This is a genomic window from Micromonospora sp. NPDC023814, assembly GCF_040639595.1.
Lineage (GTDB): Bacteria > Actinomycetota > Actinomycetes > Mycobacteriales > Micromonosporaceae > Micromonospora.
This window is the reverse complement of record NZ_JBFAAF010000029.1, coordinates 55,442-72,094: the sequence shown is the minus strand read 5'-3', so window position 1 is coordinate 72,094 and position 16,653 is coordinate 55,442. Positions and strand designations below refer to the sequence as shown.

Genomic DNA, 16,653 nt, shown 5'->3' with positions numbered 1-16,653 from the left:
CCGGGGCGGAGCGTGGTCAGCCATGCCGGGCCCGGAGTGACGTCGACACCGGGCTGCCGGACTCGCCGCTGACCCGGCCCAGCGCCCACAGCAGCCCCGCCTGCACCACGGCGGCCAGGTGGCCGACCTCGTGCACCAGGGCGGTGGTGGAGTTGGCGATGTCGACGGCGCTGGTGCCGGCCAGGCACACCGCCAGCACCAGCGCCACCGGCACGAACGCGCGGGCCCGCTCCGGCCGCCACGCGGCCAGCGCGAAGCCGACCGCCAGCGCCACGTCGAAGGAGGCCATCTCGCGGCTGGTGTGCGGGTCGACGGTCACGCCCAGCCCGGCCAGCAGCACCGGCAGCGCGATCGACAACTGGGCGACGGCGGCGACCGCGACGGCGACCCGCAGCACCTGGCGGCGGGCCCGCCTGGTCGCCTCCGGCGCGCGCCGGACCGCGACCGGGTCGGCGGCGACCGCCGCGAGCACCGAGGCCGTCAGGTCGGGCACCGACACCGCCCGCACCCGGGCCAGCCGGGTCACCTGCTCGGCCCGGGCCAGCCAGGCGCGGCAGCCGGGGCAACGCGCCGTGTGCGCGTCCAGCACCGCCGACGCCGCCTGCGGGTCCTCGCCGTCAAGCCGCGCCGACAGCGCCGTGCGTACGTCGTCGCATGTCATGAGCGGGTAGTCGTTCAACGTGCCGGGAAAGTTCCCGGCGTGGCGCAGGCCATGGAAGGGCCGAAGGACCCTGCCCCCGCCTGCCGTGCCGCGTAACCTGGGTTGTCGTGATCCCCGCCCCGCGCGACACCTCCGCCGTCGGTCCCACCGATGCCGCCGTCGTGCGCGAGTCGGCGACGGGGTGGGCGCTGGCCGCCCGCGACGGGGATCCCGTCGCCCAGGCCGCCTTCGTCCGGCTCACCCAGGCCGAGGTGTGGCGCTTCGCCGCCGCGCTGGTCGACCCGGACAGCGCCGACGACCTGACGCAGGAGACCTACCTGCGGGCGTTCCGGGGGCTGCCGGCGTTCGAGGGGCGGTCCAGCGCGCGGACCTGGCTGCTCGGCATCGCCCGGCGGGCCTGCGCCGACCACCTGCGCACGGTCGTGCGCCGCCGGCGGCTCGACGAGCGGCTCGCGGCCGACGCGGGGGCCGACCGGTCGCACCCCGACCCGTCCGGCCAGCTCGGCGCCGCCGACCTGGTCCGCCGGCTCTCCGTCGAGCGGCGCGGGGCGTTCGTGCTCACCCAGCTGCTCGGCCTGTCGTACGCCGAGGCCGCCGCCGTGGAGGGGGTGCCGGTGGGCACCATCCGCTCCCGGGTGGCCCGGGCCCGCAACGACCTCGTCGAGGCGGTCGGCGACGCCCTCGCCGGATGAGCGGGAACGTGGCCGGGAACTTCCACGACGGACGCGACGTCCAATGATCGTGACCGCCCCCCGTACTCCGGCCGCCCGCTGGCCGGCCGTCCGTCCCTGGCTCGGCGTGGCCGCCCGGCTGGGCCTGGCCGCCGTCTGGCTGATCGCCGGCGGCAGCAAGGTCGGTGACCTGGCCGCCTCCGGTCGCGCCGTCAACGCGTACCAGGTGATGCCGTACGACGTCGCCACGGTGGTCGGCGCGGCGCTGCCCTTCGTGGAGCTGGCGCTGGGCGTGCTACTGCTCCTCGGGCTGGCCACCCGGCTGAGCGCCGCGGTCTCCGCGGCGCTGCTGGTGGTCTTCGTCGCCGGCATCGCCTCGGCCTGGAGCCGGGGCCTGGCGATCGACTGCGGCTGCTTCGGCAGCGGCGGCCAGCTCGCCGAGGGGCAGGCGCCGAGCTATCTCCCGGAGATCCTCCGGGACCTGGGATTCCTGGCACTGGCCGGGTTCCTGCTGATCTGGCCCCGCACGCCCGTCTCCGTGGACGGCTGGCTGACGGGGGACGCACCGGTGGAGGACGAGAATGAGTAGTCGCAAGGGGCAGAAGGTCGCCGCGCGGGTGGTCCGCGAGCAGCTCGCCCGGGAGCAGCGGCGCAAGCGGACGCTCTGGGTCTCCGTGGCCGCCGTCGCCGTCCTGGTGATCGCCGGCCTCATCGGCTGGAGCATCTACTCCAGCCAGCGCTCCGACGACTTCACCCCGCCGACCGGCGCGAACGAGGCCGGCACCGGCGTCGTCGCCGGCTCGGGCCCGGTGACGGTGGACATCTACGAGGACTTCCTCTGCCCGGCCTGCAAGCAGTTCGAGCAGGTCAGCGGCCCGACGATCGACCAGCTCATCAGCGAGGGCAAGGTCCGGGTCGTCTACCACCCGGTGGCCTACCTCAACCGCTTCTCCACCACCCAGTACTCGACCCGCTCCTCGGCGGCCTCCGGCTGCGCGGCGGAGGGCGGCCGGTACCGGGAGTACGCCAAGGCACTGTTCGACCGGCAGCCGCCGGAGGGCGGCGCCGGGCTCAGCGACGACGAGCTGGCGGACATCGCGGCGGGCGCCGGCATCGACCGGGACGGGTTCGCCTCCTGCCTGCGGGAGGGCACCTTCAAGCCGTGGACGGAGCACGTGACCGACGAGGCCAGCAAGGCCGGCATCACCGGCACCCCGACCATCCTGGTCGACGGCCAGGAGGTCGCCGACCGCAGCCCGGAGGGGATCAAGGCGGCGGTGGAGGCGGCCGGCAAGTGATCCGTGACCTGCTGGCCCGCGCCGGCCTGGTGCTCACCGCCGCGCTGGCCGCGACGCTCGCGCTCGCCGGGCCGGCGGCCGCGCACGGGGCGGACGCCCCCGACGGCACCGACTACCGCACCGAGGTGACGGCAGTCACCCCGGCCCGGGCGGGGCTGAGCGTACGGGTGGTGGAGGCGGGCGCCCGGCTGGAGCTGACCAACTCCGGCGACCACGCCGTCGAGGTGGTCGGCTACTCCGGCGAGCCGTACCTGCGGGTGGGTCCCGACGGGGTGTACGAGAACGTCCGCTCCCCCGCGACGTATCTGAACCGGACCATCGCCGGGGACACCCGGCTGCCGGCCGAGGCGGACCCGGCCGCGCCGCCGGACTGGCGGCGGGTCGACGACTCGTCCACGGTGCGCTGGCACGACCAGCGGGCCCTCTGGCGCGAGTCGGCGCCGCCGCCGCAGGTGCGGGCCGCCCCAGACCGGGAGCACCGGGTGCGGGACTGGGTGGTGCCGCTGCGCGCCGGCGCCGAGCCGATGGAGATCCGCGGCACCCTGGACTGGGTGCCGCCGCCGGACGCGTACGCCTGGTGGGTGGTCGCCACGGTCGGGCTGCTCGCGGTGGGCGCGCTGGGGTTGCTGCCGGCCGCGTCGGCGCCGGGCGCGCGGGCGCTGGCCGGGCTCGGCGGGCTGCTGGTGCTCGGCGGGGTGGCCGCGGTGGCGTTCACCGTGGGCCGGGAGCTCGATGCCGGGGCGCGGGGCGTCGGCGGCCTGCTGATCGGCCTGCTCGGCGGGCAGGTGTGGGCGCTGCTGACCGGGCTCGGCGCGATCGCCGCCGGGGTGTACGCGCTGGCCCGACGGCCGGCCGCCGACTTCGCGCTGGCGCTGGCCGGCGCCTGCCTGGCGCTCTTCGCCGGGGTGGCGAACGCCGCGGTCTTCGCCCGCGCCGTCGCCCCCGTCCCGTGGCCGGCGACGGCGGCCCGGATCCTGATCGCCGTCGTCCTGGTCGTCGGAATCGGCGCTGCGGCGGCCGGCGCCCTCCGCCTCCACGCCGCCTCCCGCCGCCCCTCTCCCTCTCCCACCCCCGCCCCCACGGCGCCCCGCCCCTGACAAATCCGCGATCTTGCACTTTCGGCCCCTCCATATGAGAGGAAAGCCCCCTTTTGTCGGGGGCGGCAAGTGCAAGATCGCCGGGGGCAGGGTGGGGGTCAGTGGGGGGTGCGGGCCGTCGGGGTGAAGCCGTACGGGAGCTCCAGGCGGTGACGGGACAGGAGGTCCTGGTCGGCCAGGAGGTCCGGCGTCGCCCCGTCGGCGACGATCCGACCGGCGTCCAGGATCACCGAGCGGTCGCAGAGCTCCAGGGCGTACGGCAGGTCGTGGGTCACCATGAGCAGCGTCACCGGCAGCCCGCGCAGGATCTCGGCCAGCTCGCGGCGGGCCGCCGGGTCGAGGTTCGACGACGGCTCGTCGAGGACCAGGATCTCCGGGTGCATGGCGAGCACGGTGGCCACCGCCACCCGGCGCCGCTGCCCGAAGGAGAGGTGGTGCGGCGCGCGGTCCCGGTGCTCGCCCATCCCCACCGCGGCGAGCGCCTCGTCCACCCGGGCGGCCAGCTCCGCCCCGCGCAACCCCAGGTTGGCCGGCCCGAACGCCACGTCCTCGGCGACCGTGGGCAGGAAGAGCTGGTCGTCCGGGTCCTGGAAGACGATGCCCACCCGGCGGCGCACCTCGGCCAGCGTGGCCCGGTCCTGGCTGACGGTCAGGCCGCCGACGCTCACGCTCCCCTCGGTCGGGGTGAGGATGCCGTTGAGGTGCAGCACCAGGGTGGTCTTCCCGGCGCCGTTGGGGCCGAGCAGCGCCACCCGGTCGCCGCGCGGCACGGTCAGGTCCACCCCGTGCAGGGCGACGTGCCCGTCCGGGTACGCGTACCGGACGCCACGGACGTCCAGCGAGACAGCGGTCTGCACGTCTCCGATCATGTCAGCACGACGGCGGTGGCGGCGATGGTGGCCGCCAGGACCGGCACGGTGGCCGCGACCAGCCACTGCCCGGCCGTCGCCGCGCCCGCGCCCTGCCACACCGCCGGCATCCGGCCGGCGTAGCCGCGCGACAGCATCGCCAGGTAGACCCGCTCGCCGCGTTCGAACGCGCGCAGGAAGAGCGCGCCGATGCCGGCGGCGAAGCCGCGCAGCTGCCACAGGAAGCGCGGGTCGTCGCCGCGGGAGACCCGGGCCACCCGCATCCGGCGGGCCTCGCCGACCAGCACGTCGAGGTAGCGCAGCATGAACGTGGCGATCTGGGTGAGGATCTGCGGGCAGCGCAGCCGGTCCAGGCCGACGATCAGGTCACGGGTCGTCGTGGTCGCGGCCAGCAGGAGCGACGCGAGCACCCCGAGGGTGCCCTTCGCGACGATGTTCCAGGCCCCGAGCAGCCCGTCGGACGACAGGCTGAGGCCGAGCACGTCGACGCGCTCGCCGGCGCCGAGGAACGGCAGGGCGACGGCGAAGAGCACGAACGGCAGCTCGATCAGCGACCGGCCGAGCAGCCAGCCCGGGCCGACCCGGGCCAGCGCGGCGACCGCCGCGACCAGCAGGGCGTACCCGCCGAAGGCCCAGAACGCCTCGCGCGGGGTGGCCACCACGGCGAGGGTGAAGACCACCATCGCCGCGATCTTGGCCTCGGGCGGGAGCCGGTGCACCGGCGAGGCGCCCTCCCGGTACAGCACGTGCGCGTGCCCGGCGCCCATCCCCGGCTAGCCCCGGCCCGTCGCGCCGGTGGTGGCGCGCTCACCGTCGGCCGCCTCGCGGTCGGCCGCCTGGCCGTCCCGCGGGCCGCGGCGGCGGACCAGCCAGAAGGCCCCGCCGGCCACGGCGAAGGTGAGCAGCACGCCGAGGACGCCGGACAGGCCGGTGGAGAGGAAGTCGTTGTCGATCCCCGCGATGCCGTAGTCGGCCAGCGGGCCGCCGATCTCGTGCTCCTTCTCCTGCTGCGCCGGGCAACTGCCGCCGGTGATGTTGTCGTCGGCGTCGAACGTGCAGCCCTCGCGCAGCGACGAGTCCAGCCCGTCGGGGTGCGACGAGGCGAAGTTGCTCACCACCCCGGCGAGCAGCAGGGCCACCAGCAGCCCGCCGACGACGAACCCCCAGGAACGCTTCCTCACCGGACACCTCCGACGGCCGGGACGGTGGGTACGGACGCGGGCCGCAGCCCGCGCAGCGCGTAGACGAGATCGGGCCGGACCTTGGCGACGGTGACCACCGTGGTCGCGGTGATCAGGCCCTCGCCGATGCCGATCAGCAGGTGGGCGCCGGCCATCGTGCCGGCCAGGCCGCCCAGGTTGCCGCCCAGGTCGGTGGTGCCGCCGAGCCAGTACTGGAACACGAAGCCCATCGACGCGACCACCACGCTGACCAGGGCGGAGACGAAGGCGGTCACGCCGAGGCCGGTCGGGGTGCGGGGCAGCACCCGCAGCAGCAGCGCGATCAGCAGGTACGCGGCGGCGGTGCCGATCACCGCCATGTTGGTGATGTTGAGCCCGAGCATCGCGACGCCCCCGTCACCGAAGACGAGCGCCTGCACGACGAGCACCACGGCCACGCAGAGCGCGCCGACCCACGGGCCGACCAGCATCGCGGCGAGCGCGCCGCCGAGCAGGTGGCCGCTGACGCCGGCGGTGAAGATCGGGAAGTTGAGCATCTGCACGGCGAAGATGAAGGCCGCGACGAGACCCGCCATCGGCGCCAGCCGGTCGTCCAGGTCGCGCCGGCCGCGCAGCACGCCGAGGGTCATCGCGGCCACCGCGACGGCCGCGAAGAGCGCGGCGACGGGACCGTCGATGATCCCGTTCGAGATGTGCATCGCCAGCGTTTCCACACGACCTCCCACGCGTCGGCGGTCCGTCCGCGCTCCCGCGGGGTCAGCGTATTTCCCGTACATCGCTGTTGCCAATATCTGGCAACAGCGCATGGCAGCGATCACCGTCCGCCGCACGGACGCCGGGCCGGAGCGCACCGGACGCCGGGCCGGCACGCACCGAGACGCTTGGCCGGTGCCGGTGCCGGTGCCGATGCCGGCGCGTCGCCCGGGGCCGGCGGGCCGGCGCCGGCGGTAGGGTCGTGGCCATGACCGCGCCCGACCGCCTCTCCCCCGGTGACCCCGCGCCCGACTTCAGCCTGCCCACCGACACCGGCGAGACGCTCTCGCTGGCCGACCTGCGCGGCCGCAAGGTCGTGCTGTACGCCTACCCGGCGGCCATGACGCCCGGCTGCACCAAGCAGGCCTGCGACTTCCGCGACTCGCTCGCCTCGCTCCAGGCGGCCGGCTACGAGGTCGTCGGCATCTCGCCGGACAAACCGGAGAAGCTGGCGAAGTTCCGCGAGCGCGACGCCATCACCTTCCCGCTGGTCGCGGACACCGACAAGTCGGTGCTGACCGCGTACGGCGCGTACGGCGAGAAGCAGTCGTACGGCCGGACGGTGACCGGCGTGATCCGCTCGACCTTCGTGATCGACGCCGACGGGAAGATCGAGCGCGCGCTCTACAACGTCAAGGCGACGGGCCACGTCGCCAAGCTGCGCCGCGACCTCGGGCTCGACTGAGGCCGCCCTCGACCGGTCGCGGGGCCCGTCTCGCCGCCCGGCCGGCGAGACGGGCTCGGCACCGTCGTGACCCGACGCTCTAGACTCAGCGGGTCGGCGGGAGTGGCGTAATGGCAGCCGCGGTAGGTTTAGGTCCTATTGTCCGAAAGGACGTGGGGGTTCGAATCCCCCCTCCCGCACCTTCGGGGTCCGCCCCGCCCGTGCCACCGGCTGCGCTGTCGGACGCGTCACGATCGCGGGTCGGCGCGGGCCCCGCGCGGTCAGGATTGCCCGGTGACCCTGCGCTTCGTCCTCGACCCCGAACTGTCCCCCCAGTTGCGCGAGGCGATCGTCGCGCTCTGGGTCGACGTGACCAACGCCGGCGGGGCGGTCGGCTTCGTGCCGCCGGTCACCACCGCCGACGTCCGGCGCACCGCGGACCCGACGTTCGCCGGCATCGCCGAGGGCACGGACCGCCTCCTGCTCGGGTACGCGGGCGACCGCCTCGTCGCCGCGCTGATCTTCTGCGACAACCGGTTCAACCTGAAGGCGCACTGGTGCGTGCTGAAGCGGGTGATGGTCCACCCGGACACCCAGGGCCACGGGTACGGCCTGACGCTGATGCGCGAGGCCGAGCGCCTCGGCCGCGAGCTGGGCCGGGAGGCGCTGCACGTGACGGTCCGGGACGGGCTGGGGCTGGACCGCTTCTACCGGCGGCTCGGTTACCGGGAGGTCGGGCGCCTGCCCGGCGCGCTGCGGGTCGCACCCGGCGACGACCGCGACGAGATCCTCATGTGGCTCGACCTGACCGCCCCGCACGCGCCCGCGCGCTGACCGACCGCTTCGCCCACGCCCGCGCGCCGAGCCGACGGCTCAGCCGCACCCGGTCACCATGCCACGCCGATGCCGTCCCCCGGGTACCAGTGGTTGGCCGGGGTCTCCCGGTAGGCGAGGAACTTCCGGCCGGTGCGCTCGGCGTGCTCGGCGAGGACGTTGGTGGCGGTCACGTTGTCGGTGAGCAGGATCGCGCCCGGCGCGAGCTTGCCCTCGACCGCCTCGAACTCGCGCTTCTCGTGGGCCCGGCTGTGGTCGCTGTCGTGCAGGAAGAGGTCGACCGGCCGGTCCAGCGCGGCGATGGAGGCGATGGAGTCGCCGATCACCAGGTCGACCACCTCGGACCAGGGCGCGGTCCGGGCGAGGTAGCCGGCCTCGGGGTTGATGTCCAGCGAGGTGACCCGGCCGGGGTGCCCCTCGGCAGCGTTGCGCAGCAGCGCGGCGGCCAGGACGCAACTGCCGAGCCCCTTGTCGACGCCGGTCTCCACGACGTGCTGCGGTCGCGTGGCGCGGACGATCGCGTACCAGCCGATCCGGCGGGCATAGCGGACGTGCCGGTCGGCGAGGCCCCGGCGGGCCGCGCCGGCGGTGGCGGACTCGATGTGCCGGCGCAGCACGTCGTCCGACTCGATCTCGCCGAAGTACGCGCGGACCTGCTTGACGGGCACGTCGCAGACCACGCTGACGAACCACGCGAGGTGGTGCCGGCTCAGCTTGGTCAGCTCGTACGTGTAGTTGTGGTGCTCCCGGGAGGTGAGCAGCCACCGGGCCGACGTGCGCAGCACCTTGGCGTCGTGGCGGGCGACCCGGGCCAGGCGCTTGGGGAAGGCCGCGACGGGGGCGAAGGGGGTGCGGGCGATGGCTCGCCGGAGCTTCGTTGCGTCCACGAAAGGGTTCTACCAGGCGAAGGGAAACAGCCGCGGAAAAAGTTTCAACCATGGGCTTGGGCGGCGGGGACACGAGGGCCAGCCGTCTCCGTACCGTTCTGACCGGTAGGAGGAGGGGCCATCCCCGGAGCGGATGAGGGTACGCGCACACTCGCTTGCGTAAGTAGCATCGCGCCATGCCAGGTGCACACCAGTTCGTCGAGCCGGACCCCGTCGCTGACAACGCCGACACCCTGCCGGGAAGGCATGGCAAGCCGCGTCGTCGATGGCGGCGGATCGCCCTCATCAGCCTGCTGGTGGTGGCACTGCTCGGGGGTGCCGGCATGATCGCGGGCGGGCTCTACCTGCGCTCGGTCGAGTCGGACATCGAGCGGGTCGACGCCTTCGCGGACGTTCCGGAGGAGGGCCGCCCGCAGGCGGTGGCCAAGGGCGCCATGAACATCCTGATCCTGGGCAGCGACACCCGCGATCCGGAGAGCACGTCGGGTTCCCGCACTGACACGATCATCCTGGCCCACCTGCCGAAGGACCGGTCGAGCGCCCAGCTCATCTCGATCCCCCGGGACACCTGGGTGGCCGTGCCCCGCGCCAAGGACGGCAACCACGGCGGCCGGGACGCCAAGATCAATGCCGCGTACGCGTGGGGCGGGGTGCCCTTGATGGTGCAGACCGTCGAGAAGTTCACCAGCGTGCGGATCGACCACGTCATGATGGTCGACTTCGCGGGATTCAAGGAGATCATCGACGCGCTGGGCGGCATCGACGTCAACTCGGAGAAGAACTTCACCTCGATCCACCCTCCGTTCCGGACATTCCGCCAGGGCATGCAGCGCATGGACGGTGAGACAGCGCTCGACTACTCACGGCAGCGCAAGCAGTTCCCCGACGGCGACTTCGCCCGCATCCGCCACCAGCAGCAGGTCATCAAGGCGATCCTGGACCGGGCCGTGTCCGGGGGCATCGTGACGAACCCCGGCAGGCTGAACTCGTTCGTGAAGGCGACGTCGAACGCGGTGTCGGTGGACGAGGACATGTCGCTGCTCGGCATGGCGACCGACCTGCGGGGCCTGCGCGGCAGCAACCTCGTCTTCATGACCAGTCCGACGAAGGGCACCGGACGGGTGGGCAGCGAGAGCGTCGTGTTCGCGAACACGGAGAAGGCGAAGTCCTTCTACGACGCCGTGCGGCGTGACGCGGTGCCGGAGATCCTGAGCACCGGAAAGTAGGAGGTCGGACTGACGTACCGGCTCTGGTGAGGCGACTGCCTCGGTCGTATCCTTCGTTCGCCTCGGGTCTGTCATGCACTTGGACGAGGCAGTAAACGGGGGAAGGACCAACCATGTCCAGCCAACAGGCGACGGGCCCGGACGCCACTGCGGCGTGGCTTGATGACTCGCCGGCACGACGCGTGGTGACGACGGTGGCCGACGAGGACGCCGCCGCGACCGCCACGCCGAGGTCGGGTCCGCCAGCAGGTGGGCAGGTGGACGGCGACACGTCGCGTCCGGGTCTCGACGTGACGGCGGTGCTGCCCTATGCCGGCTCCCGCGCGTCCACGCGCACCCGTGGGCTGCGGGCCTGGATGATGACGGCTCCCGTCGATGTCGCGGCCCTGCTGACGCCCTTGCTGCTCACCCAGCAGTACTGGCGCGGGACGTTGGCCATGGCGGCCCTGACCGTGACCGTCTTCGCTGCTGGCGGGCTCTACCGCGCCCGCCGCCACGTGAGCATCCTGGACGAGCTGCCGAGCCTCTGCGGGCGCCTGCTGGCCTGCGCGGCGGTGGTCACCATCATCGCGGCCCTGCGTCACGACTCCGCGGCGTACGTGGGCGGCTTCGCCCGCGGCGTGACCCTCGCGGCCGGGCTGGTCCTCGTCGGGCGCGCCTTCTCCCGGGAGTTCGCGACCATCGCGCGCAAGCGTCGGTGGGTGGAACACAACGCGGTCATCATCGGTAGCGGGCCGATCGCCGTGGAACTCGCCCGCCTCCTCCGGCGCTACCCCCAGTACGGGCTCCGCTTCGTCGGCTGCGTCGATTCCGCGCCCCCGCAGGCGCCGACGGCGCTCCCGCTGATCGGCACCCTGGACCAGCTCGAACAGCTCGTGCGGATCGTCGAGTGCGACGTGCTCATCATCGCGGACCCGAGTTGCCCGGAACTGACGCTGATGGAGTTCCTCCGCCGTCCGGGCAGCGCGAGCTGCGACCTGTGGGCGGTGCCCCGGCTCTGGGGCTCCCGCTCGCACGGCGACCACATCGGCGCGATCCCGATCGTCAAGGTCGGTGACATCACGCTGTCGGGCCCCCGGTGGGCGCTCAAGCGCGCCTCGGACATCGTCTTCGCCGCCACGGCGCTGCTCGTACTGAGCCCGGTGCTCGCGCTCTGCGCGATAGCGACATTCATCGACGGCGGTCGAGGTATCTTCTTCTACCAGGAACGGATCGGCCGCCACGGCAAGCCGTTCCACATCATCAAGTTCCGCTCGATGCGTCCGGTGGACGAACACGAGTCGCAGACGAACTGGTCGATCGCCCACGACCGGCGGGTTGGACCGATCGGGCGCTTCATGCGTCGCACCTCGCTGGACGAACTGCCGCAGCTGTGGAACATCCTGCGCGGCGACATGAGCGTGGTCGGACCGCGGCCGGAGCGGCCGTACTTCGTCGAGAAGTTCTCGGCCGAGTACCCCAGCTACGCGATGCGCCACCGGGTGGCGGTGGGGCTGACCGGGCTGGCACAGGTCAGTGGCCTGCGGGGCGACACCCCGATCTCCGACCGCGCCCGGTTCGACAACTACTACATCGAGAACTGGTCTCTCTGGCTCGACGCCAAAGTGCTGATCCGCACGGTGGCCGAGGTCTTCCGCGGCGGTGGTCGCTGACCGGTTGGTGGGGCCGGTGAACCGCCGGCCAGACCGATCGACGAGTGCTAGCCGCCCGCAACACCCCCTGCTGTCCCCCCTTCTGCGCGCTCGCCGTCGACCGCGCGCCGACCGCTTGGAGAGTCGATGCCGGACGTATCGGTCGTGATCCCGACCACGGGCAGGCCCAGCCTCGCCGAGGCGGTGCTGTCCGCCCGCGCACAGGAGGGGGTGTCCGTACGCATCGTGGTCGTCTGCGACACGGCCGGGATACCCGCGTCCGTGCAGGAACTGCGGGGGCACGTGGACGAGATCGTCTGCACTGGCGGCGGACGACGCGGCTCCCACGCACGCAACCTCGGGGTCGCCCACGCCGCGCCGGGCAGTCACGTGGCGTTCCTCGACGACGACGACGCCTGGCTGCCGACGAAGCTGTCGGTCCAGGTGCCGGTCGTCGACCGGCTGGCCGCCGCCGGCAGGCGGCCCGTCGTGTCGTCCCGGATCCTGCAACGCAAGGCCGGTGCCGCACCGCTGCCGACGGCCGCCCCGGAGACGCTGATCGCCGAGGGCATGCCACCCGAGGACTACCTCTTCCGCCGTCGGCACCTCGGCGTGGGCCGTCAGTCGTTGCCCACGTCGACGCTGCTCACGACCCACGAGCTGGCCACCCTGTGCCCGTGGGACGAGACGCTGCCGCGCCACCAGGACTGGGACTGGCTGGTGCGTGCCGCCCGCATCCCGGGCGCCACGATCGTGCAGGTCGAGGAGGCCACCGCCGTCTACACCGTCGGCAGCCCCGGCTCCATCTCCGCGCGCGCCGACTGGCGGCAGTCGTGGCAGTGGGCCAAGCGGTGGGAAGGGGTGTGGTCGCCGGAGACGTTCTCCGACTTCATCGCCGCGCAGACCCTCCGGTATGCCCTTCAGGCCAGGGACGGCGAAGGCGTACGGGAGATGGTGCGCGCGATCCGGCGGAACTCCGCCCCGTCGGCCCGCAACGCGGTGCTGGCCGCGCTCGGTCTCGTGCCGCGTGCCACCCTGGAGCGCGTGGCAATGCGCAAGTCCCGTGCGTCCGCCAGCTCACTGCCGACCGACGGAGCCCACTGATGCGTCTGCACTTCGTGCTGCCCCAACTGGAGCCCCTCTACGGCATGGAGTTGGCGGCGGCCCTGCTCATCCGTGGTCTCCAGGCGCACGGCGTGGAGGTTTCGGCGACCGTCCTGTCGCGGGGTGTCCCGGCCGGCCTGGAGGACCTCAGCATCGACACTCTCAACCTGGGCTCCAGGATCACCCGGCTGGTGGAGGCCGTCCCGCCGTTGCGGCGACGGTTGCAGGCCCTGCCGGCGGACGTCGAGATCGTCGCGAGCGGGCTGTGGGGAAGCGTCCCGGTGGGCGCGGCGCTGGCCGGCGCCGGGCGGAGCTTCGTCGCGTGGGAGCACTCGCTGCTGCCCGCGCGGTTGCGCATCGATCGCCGGGTGCGGACGCTCGCCCGGATCACCCGGGTCGGCGCGCTGCGCCCCCGGCTCGTCGTCGCGGTCTCCGGGGGTGTCGCGCGGACCGTCCAGCAGCTCGCGCCGGGGCAGCCGGTCGTCACGATCACCAACCCGCTGCCGCCCCGTCCGTTCGTCGCGCCCCGCGAGGTCGTCGACCGTCGGCGCATCCAACTCCTCACCACCGCGGCGTTCCGCCCGTACAAGAACCATTCCTGCGCCCTTTCCGCCCTGGCCCTCCTGCCCGAGAACTACCACTTGACGCTTGCCGGCGACGGCGAGGAGCGGGAGCTGCTCCATACGCAGGCACGTGACCTGGGCCTGGAGGGCCGCGCGACGTTCCTCGGCAGGGTGCCGGGTGTCGGCGGGCTCCTCGCCGAGGCCGACCTGCTGGTGCACCCCTCGCGGGCCGAGACGTTCGGCTTCAGCCTGGTCGAGGCGGCCGAGGCCGGTCTGCCCGTCGCCGCTCTGCCGGTGCCCGCGCTGGACGAGCTGATCCCGGCTCTGGTGCCGGGGGCGCTGGCGGCGGACACCACCCCCTCGGCCCTGGCCGAAACGGTGCTGAGGTTGACGCAGGGCGGCGAGCGCCCCGGCCCCGCCGACTTCGAGAAGGCCTGGCACGCGCGCTGCGCCGCGCTCGATCCCGCCGAGGTCAGCCGCCAGTGGGTGGAGGCGTTGCAGCGGTGACCCTGGCTCAGGGAACGGCCGGCCCGGCGCAGGACCAGGACGACCGCCGACGACGGCCGGGGTCACACCGGCGGAGCTCCGCCATCGGGGGCCGGGGGGACAGCTTCCTCCGCAAGTCCGGCAAGTTCTTCACCGGCACCCTGCTGCGGACCGTCGCGCAGGGCGTGCTCTTCGTCCTCCTCGCGCGGGAGATGCCGATCGGCACCTACGGGCTGTTCGTCGGCGTGACCGCGCTCATCGCCCTGGTGTCGCCGTTCGCGTCGGCCGGCGCGCCGAGCCTGATCTTCCAGAACTACGCCGACTCGCCGGCCGAGTGGCCCCGGCACCTCGCCCGGGGCCTGCTGCTGTCCACGGTCTTCGGCGCAGGCGCGACGGTGCTGGTGACCGCCGCGGGTGTGGCCATCTGGGGCGCCCAGGTGAGCGTGGTCGACGTGGCCTGTCTCGCCTTCGCGGACCTGGTGGCGTGGCGTCTCGTCGAGGTGGTGGCGGCCTCGGTCCAGGCCCGGGGTCGGGTCTTCGTCGCGTCGATCATCCCCGCCGTCCTGCACGTGGCGCGGCTGGCGGGGGCGGTGGCCCTGGGCCTGGCCGGCCCGGACCCGATGACGCTGCATACCTGGGCGGTCACGTCGGCAGCGCTCTCCGCCGTCATCGGCCTGTTGGTGATCGGGTACGGCCTGCGCGGATCGGGTGGGTTCCCGTTCGACAGCCGCGGCGCGTTCGCGCAGGCACGGGCCGGGATGCTCTTCGCCGTCGGCCTGTCGGCCCAGACGGTCTACAACGACCTCGACAAGGTCATGCTGTCGCGGCTGAGCACACCGGAGAGCGCCGCCATCTACGCCGCGGCGTACCGGGTGGTCGACTTCGCGTACACCCCCGGCCGTTCCATGGCGGCGGTCGCCTACCCCAAGTTCTTCGAGGCCGGCCGGGACGGTCCCCGGGCCGCGTTCGCGCTGACCCGACGGCTGCTGCCGCGCTACCTCGGGTTCGCGGTGCCGGCGAGCCTGTCGCTCGTCGCGTTCGCCTGGGTGATGCCGTACGTCTTCGGGACCGAGTTCGCGGCGGCCGAGACGGCGCTCCAGGGGCTGAGCGCGCTGCTCGTGCTGAAGGCGATTCACTACCTCGCGGCCGACACCCTGTCGGGAAGCCGGATGCAGGGCCGTCGTACCGTCTGCCAGATCGTGGTCGGTGTCGTCAACGCGGGGCTGAATGTCTGGCTCATCCCCGCCTACGGCTGGCAGGGCGCCGTGGTCTCCAGCCTGGTGTGTGACGCGCTCCTCGGCATACTGCTGTGGGGCTGCCTCCTCGCCTCGCTCCGCCGGCACCCGGGCGCCCGCGCGGCGACGGACAGTGAAAGGGTCTGAGTTGGTCAGCCTCTTCGGTTTCCTGCTGACGGCGAGTGGTGTCGCGGTGGCCGTCTGGCTGGTACGCGCCCGGCGGCGTGTCGCCGCTTCGTTCGGCGAAGGCGCTGCGGCGGTCGCGCTCATCGGGTTCGCGGTGCTCACGAACGCCGCGCCGGTGCTCGCCGGGGAACGCAGTTCGGCGCTCATCGGGCTGCTGGTGCTCTGCCTGCTGGCGTGGCTGATCGTGTCGGGCCGCCGCAGCCTGCGTGGCCCCGCCGACATCTGGCTCCGGATCTCGCTGCTGATGATCGGCGCGCTGCTCGCCTGGTGCTTCGCCGTCGACAGCCTCGTCGGCGCCGGCCTGTACGGCTCGCGGCTCGCGGCGTACGCGGCCTCCGCGCTGCTGCTGGTCGCCCTGGTCCTGATGTCCCGCCGCACCGCCCTGAACACGCGGGCGCTGGTCTTCATGGGTCTGGCCGTCCTGTCGATCATGACGATCCCGACGCTGTTCACCGGGCAGGCGTGGCGGGCCTGCACCGCCGGAAAGCTGGAGAAGTGCTCGGTAGCGGGGGCCTTGTTCAAGAGCTTCTATGACTCCGAGAACTACGTCGCCATGCTCGCGTCCTTCACGCTGGTCGCCAGCCTGTGTGCGATGCGGCGGCTGGAGCTGCTGGCAACGGTCTCCTTCTGCCTGCTGATCATCGTCGCCACGGGTTCACGCACGAGCTACCTGTCCCTCGCCGCCGCCGGCGTCTGGGTGCTCGGCAGCCTCGTCCTCGAACGGCGGCGGCAGTTCTTCCGGATCAACTTCGCCCTCTGCGTCGCCCTGGTGGTGGCCGCCCTCGCACTGGCCACCTACCTGACCTGGAGCGCGTCGAAGACCACCCTGAGCAACCGCGGCAACATCTGGATGGCCGCCCGCGAGTACATCGCCGGTGCCGAGGCCACCGGCGCCGGCGTGTCGAAGTGGTACTACCTGCGGGACATCGGCGAGGCGCCCACCCACTTCTTCCATTCGGGCTACGTCCTGGTCATCTTCTCCGGCGGTCTGGTGGCGCTGACCCTCTGGGGCCTCTGGGCGGCCACCCTGCTGCACGGGCCCGTCACGGACGGCCGGGCCTTCTCCGCGAAGGCGCCGGTGGTGCTGCTCGTCGTCTACTCGTTCACCGAGGTGGTCTGGAACCCGCTCTCCGTTGACGGGCTGTCGTGGATCTACGTCGCGCTCATGCTGACCACCTCGGCCGCCGCCACGGCGGAGGTCCGCGGTTCCGGGCCCGTGGACGCGGCCGACCGACCGGACGGCCGGTGGGCGGCGCGGCGCCGACTGGCGTCCTAGACAGCCGCCGACCGGCCGCCTGGACCGGCGC

18 protein-coding genes and 1 tRNA gene are annotated in these 16,653 nt (G+C 73.3%); 13 read left to right on the top strand and 6 right to left on the bottom strand.

Annotation, left to right across the window (positions count from 1 at the left end; all coding sequences use genetic code 11):
- Positions 1-16: 16 nt before the first annotated feature.
- Positions 17-661 carry a zf-HC2 domain-containing protein gene (locus tag AB0G14_RS17785; protein WP_357698535.1) on the bottom strand — a complete coding sequence of 215 codons (645 nt, stop codon included), beginning with the start codon at positions 659-661 and terminating at the stop codon, positions 17-19.
- Between the two features lie 107 nt (positions 662-768).
- Here AB0G14_RS17785 and AB0G14_RS17780 point away from each other — a divergent pair, with 107 nt between their 5' ends.
- The 4 genes from AB0G14_RS17780 to AB0G14_RS17765 are packed head-to-tail and all read left to right on the top strand — an operon-like array spanning position 769 to position 3,727.
- Complete coding sequence (locus AB0G14_RS17780; RefSeq protein ID WP_357698533.1) at positions 769-1,353, top strand: sigma-70 family RNA polymerase sigma factor; 585 nt, start codon at positions 769-771, stop codon at positions 1,351-1,353.
- Positions 1,354-1,402: 49 nt separating this feature from the next.
- A complete protein-coding gene (locus AB0G14_RS17775) occupies positions 1,403-1,921 on the top strand; it encodes a MauE/DoxX family redox-associated membrane protein (RefSeq protein WP_357698530.1) in 519 nt (172 codons plus the stop codon).
- Positions 1,914-2,630 (top strand): thioredoxin domain-containing protein, encoded by a 717-nt coding sequence (locus tag AB0G14_RS17770; protein WP_357698528.1) that lies wholly within the window; start codon positions 1,914-1,916, stop codon positions 2,628-2,630. Before AB0G14_RS17775 ends, AB0G14_RS17770 begins: the two co-directional genes overlap by 8 nt.
- Positions 2,627-3,727, top strand: coding sequence for a hypothetical protein (locus AB0G14_RS17765; RefSeq protein WP_357698526.1), 1,101 nt, complete (start codon positions 2,627-2,629; stop codon positions 3,725-3,727). The genes AB0G14_RS17770 and AB0G14_RS17765 overlap by 4 nt, the downstream gene beginning before the upstream one ends.
- A 98-nt stretch (positions 3,728-3,825) precedes the next feature.
- Here AB0G14_RS17765 and AB0G14_RS17760 read toward each other — a convergent pair whose 3' ends face one another.
- Genes AB0G14_RS17760 through AB0G14_RS17745 form a run of 4 tightly spaced genes read right to left on the bottom strand, consistent with a single transcriptional unit; the run spans position 3,826 to position 6,490 of the window.
- Positions 3,826-4,596 (bottom strand): ABC transporter ATP-binding protein, encoded by a 771-nt coding sequence (locus AB0G14_RS17760; RefSeq protein ID WP_357698524.1) that lies wholly within the window; start codon positions 4,594-4,596, stop codon positions 3,826-3,828.
- Positions 4,593-5,363: a cobalt ECF transporter T component CbiQ gene (gene cbiQ, locus AB0G14_RS17755; RefSeq protein WP_357698522.1), complete on the bottom strand. Its 771-nt coding sequence runs from the start codon at positions 5,361-5,363 to the stop codon at positions 4,593-4,595. Before cbiQ ends, AB0G14_RS17760 begins: the two co-directional genes overlap by 4 nt.
- A gap of 6 nt (positions 5,364-5,369) precedes the next feature.
- Positions 5,370-5,777 (bottom strand): PDGLE domain-containing protein, encoded by a 408-nt coding sequence (locus AB0G14_RS17750; protein ID WP_357698519.1) that lies wholly within the window; start codon positions 5,775-5,777, stop codon positions 5,370-5,372.
- Positions 5,774-6,490: an energy-coupling factor ABC transporter permease gene (locus AB0G14_RS17745; RefSeq protein WP_357698517.1), complete on the bottom strand. Its 717-nt coding sequence runs from the start codon at positions 6,488-6,490 to the stop codon at positions 5,774-5,776. The genes AB0G14_RS17750 and AB0G14_RS17745 overlap by 4 nt, the downstream gene beginning before the upstream one ends.
- Positions 6,491-6,738: 248 nt before the next feature.
- Here AB0G14_RS17745 and bcp point away from each other — a divergent pair, with 248 nt between their 5' ends.
- The 3 genes from bcp (at position 6,739) to AB0G14_RS17730 (ending at position 8,028) form a co-directional block, all read left to right on the top strand.
- Positions 6,739-7,215 carry a thioredoxin-dependent thiol peroxidase gene (gene bcp / locus AB0G14_RS17740; RefSeq protein WP_357698514.1) on the top strand — a complete coding sequence of 159 codons (477 nt, stop codon included), beginning with the start codon at positions 6,739-6,741 and terminating at the stop codon, positions 7,213-7,215.
- A gap of 96 nt (positions 7,216-7,311) precedes the next feature.
- A tRNA-Leu gene (locus tag AB0G14_RS17735) sits at positions 7,312-7,394 on the top strand.
- 94 nt (positions 7,395-7,488) lie between these two features.
- Positions 7,489-8,028, top strand: a complete 540-nt coding sequence (locus tag AB0G14_RS17730; protein ID WP_357698512.1) for a GNAT family N-acetyltransferase — start codon at positions 7,489-7,491, stop codon at positions 8,026-8,028.
- Positions 8,029-8,081: 53 nt separating this feature from the next.
- On the opposite strand, the gene AB0G14_RS17725 is transcribed toward AB0G14_RS17730, so the two are convergent.
- Complete coding sequence (locus AB0G14_RS17725; protein ID WP_357698509.1) at positions 8,082-8,915, bottom strand: class I SAM-dependent methyltransferase; 834 nt, start codon at positions 8,913-8,915, stop codon at positions 8,082-8,084.
- A 176-nt stretch (positions 8,916-9,091) separates the two neighbouring features.
- Here AB0G14_RS17725 and AB0G14_RS17720 point away from each other — a divergent pair, with 176 nt between their 5' ends.
- The 6 genes from AB0G14_RS17720 to AB0G14_RS17695 all read left to right on the top strand — a co-directional run bounded on the left by AB0G14_RS17720 (position 9,092) and on the right by AB0G14_RS17695 (position 16,622).
- Complete coding sequence (locus AB0G14_RS17720; RefSeq protein WP_357698506.1) at positions 9,092-10,141, top strand: LCP family protein; 1,050 nt, start codon at positions 9,092-9,094, stop codon at positions 10,139-10,141.
- A gap of 113 nt (positions 10,142-10,254) precedes the next feature.
- Positions 10,255-11,793, top strand: a complete 1,539-nt coding sequence (locus AB0G14_RS17715; RefSeq protein WP_357698504.1) for a sugar transferase — start codon at positions 10,255-10,257, stop codon at positions 11,791-11,793.
- 126 nt (positions 11,794-11,919) lie between these two features.
- A complete protein-coding gene (locus AB0G14_RS17710) occupies positions 11,920-12,876 on the top strand; it encodes a glycosyltransferase (RefSeq protein WP_357698502.1) in 957 nt (318 codons plus the stop codon).
- A complete protein-coding gene (locus AB0G14_RS17705; RefSeq protein WP_357698500.1) occupies positions 12,876-13,946 on the top strand; it encodes a glycosyltransferase in 1,071 nt (356 codons plus the stop codon). The genes AB0G14_RS17710 and AB0G14_RS17705 overlap by 1 nt, the downstream gene beginning before the upstream one ends.
- A complete protein-coding gene (locus AB0G14_RS17700) occupies positions 13,943-15,307 on the top strand; it encodes an oligosaccharide flippase family protein (protein ID WP_357698498.1) in 1,365 nt (454 codons plus the stop codon). Before AB0G14_RS17705 ends, AB0G14_RS17700 begins: the two co-directional genes overlap by 4 nt.
- Before the next feature lies 1 nt (position 15,308).
- The gene (locus tag AB0G14_RS17695) at positions 15,309-16,622 is read left to right on the top strand and encodes an O-antigen ligase family protein (RefSeq protein ID WP_357698496.1); all 1,314 of its coding nucleotides are present in this window, start codon (positions 15,309-15,311) and stop codon (positions 16,620-16,622) included.
- Positions 16,623-16,653 lie beyond the last annotated feature (31 nt).

What these genes read in the sequence shown, in the direction of transcription:
- AB0G14_RS17785 (WP_357698535.1), bottom strand. Translation starts at nt 661, where the DNA reads ATGACATGCGACGACGTACGCACGGCGCTGTCGGCGCGGCTTGACGGC.
- AB0G14_RS17770 (WP_357698528.1), top strand. Translation starts at nt 1,914, where the DNA reads ATGAGTAGTCGCAAGGGGCAGAAGGTCGCCGCGCGGGTGGTCCGCGAG.
- AB0G14_RS17760 (WP_357698524.1), bottom strand. Translation starts at nt 4,596, where the DNA reads ATGATCGGAGACGTGCAGACCGCTGTCTCGCTGGACGTCCGTGGCGTC.
- cbiQ (WP_357698522.1), bottom strand. Translation starts at nt 5,363, where the DNA reads ATGGGCGCCGGGCACGCGCACGTGCTGTACCGGGAGGGCGCCTCGCCG.
- bcp (WP_357698514.1), top strand. Translation starts at nt 6,739, where the DNA reads ATGACCGCGCCCGACCGCCTCTCCCCCGGTGACCCCGCGCCCGACTTC.
- AB0G14_RS17720 (WP_357698506.1), top strand. Translation starts at nt 9,092, where the DNA reads ATGCCAGGTGCACACCAGTTCGTCGAGCCGGACCCCGTCGCTGACAAC.
- AB0G14_RS17715 (WP_357698504.1), top strand. Translation starts at nt 10,255, where the DNA reads ATGTCCAGCCAACAGGCGACGGGCCCGGACGCCACTGCGGCGTGGCTT.
- AB0G14_RS17710 (WP_357698502.1), top strand. Translation starts at nt 11,920, where the DNA reads ATGCCGGACGTATCGGTCGTGATCCCGACCACGGGCAGGCCCAGCCTC.
- AB0G14_RS17705 (WP_357698500.1), top strand. Translation starts at nt 12,876, where the DNA reads ATGCGTCTGCACTTCGTGCTGCCCCAACTGGAGCCCCTCTACGGCATG.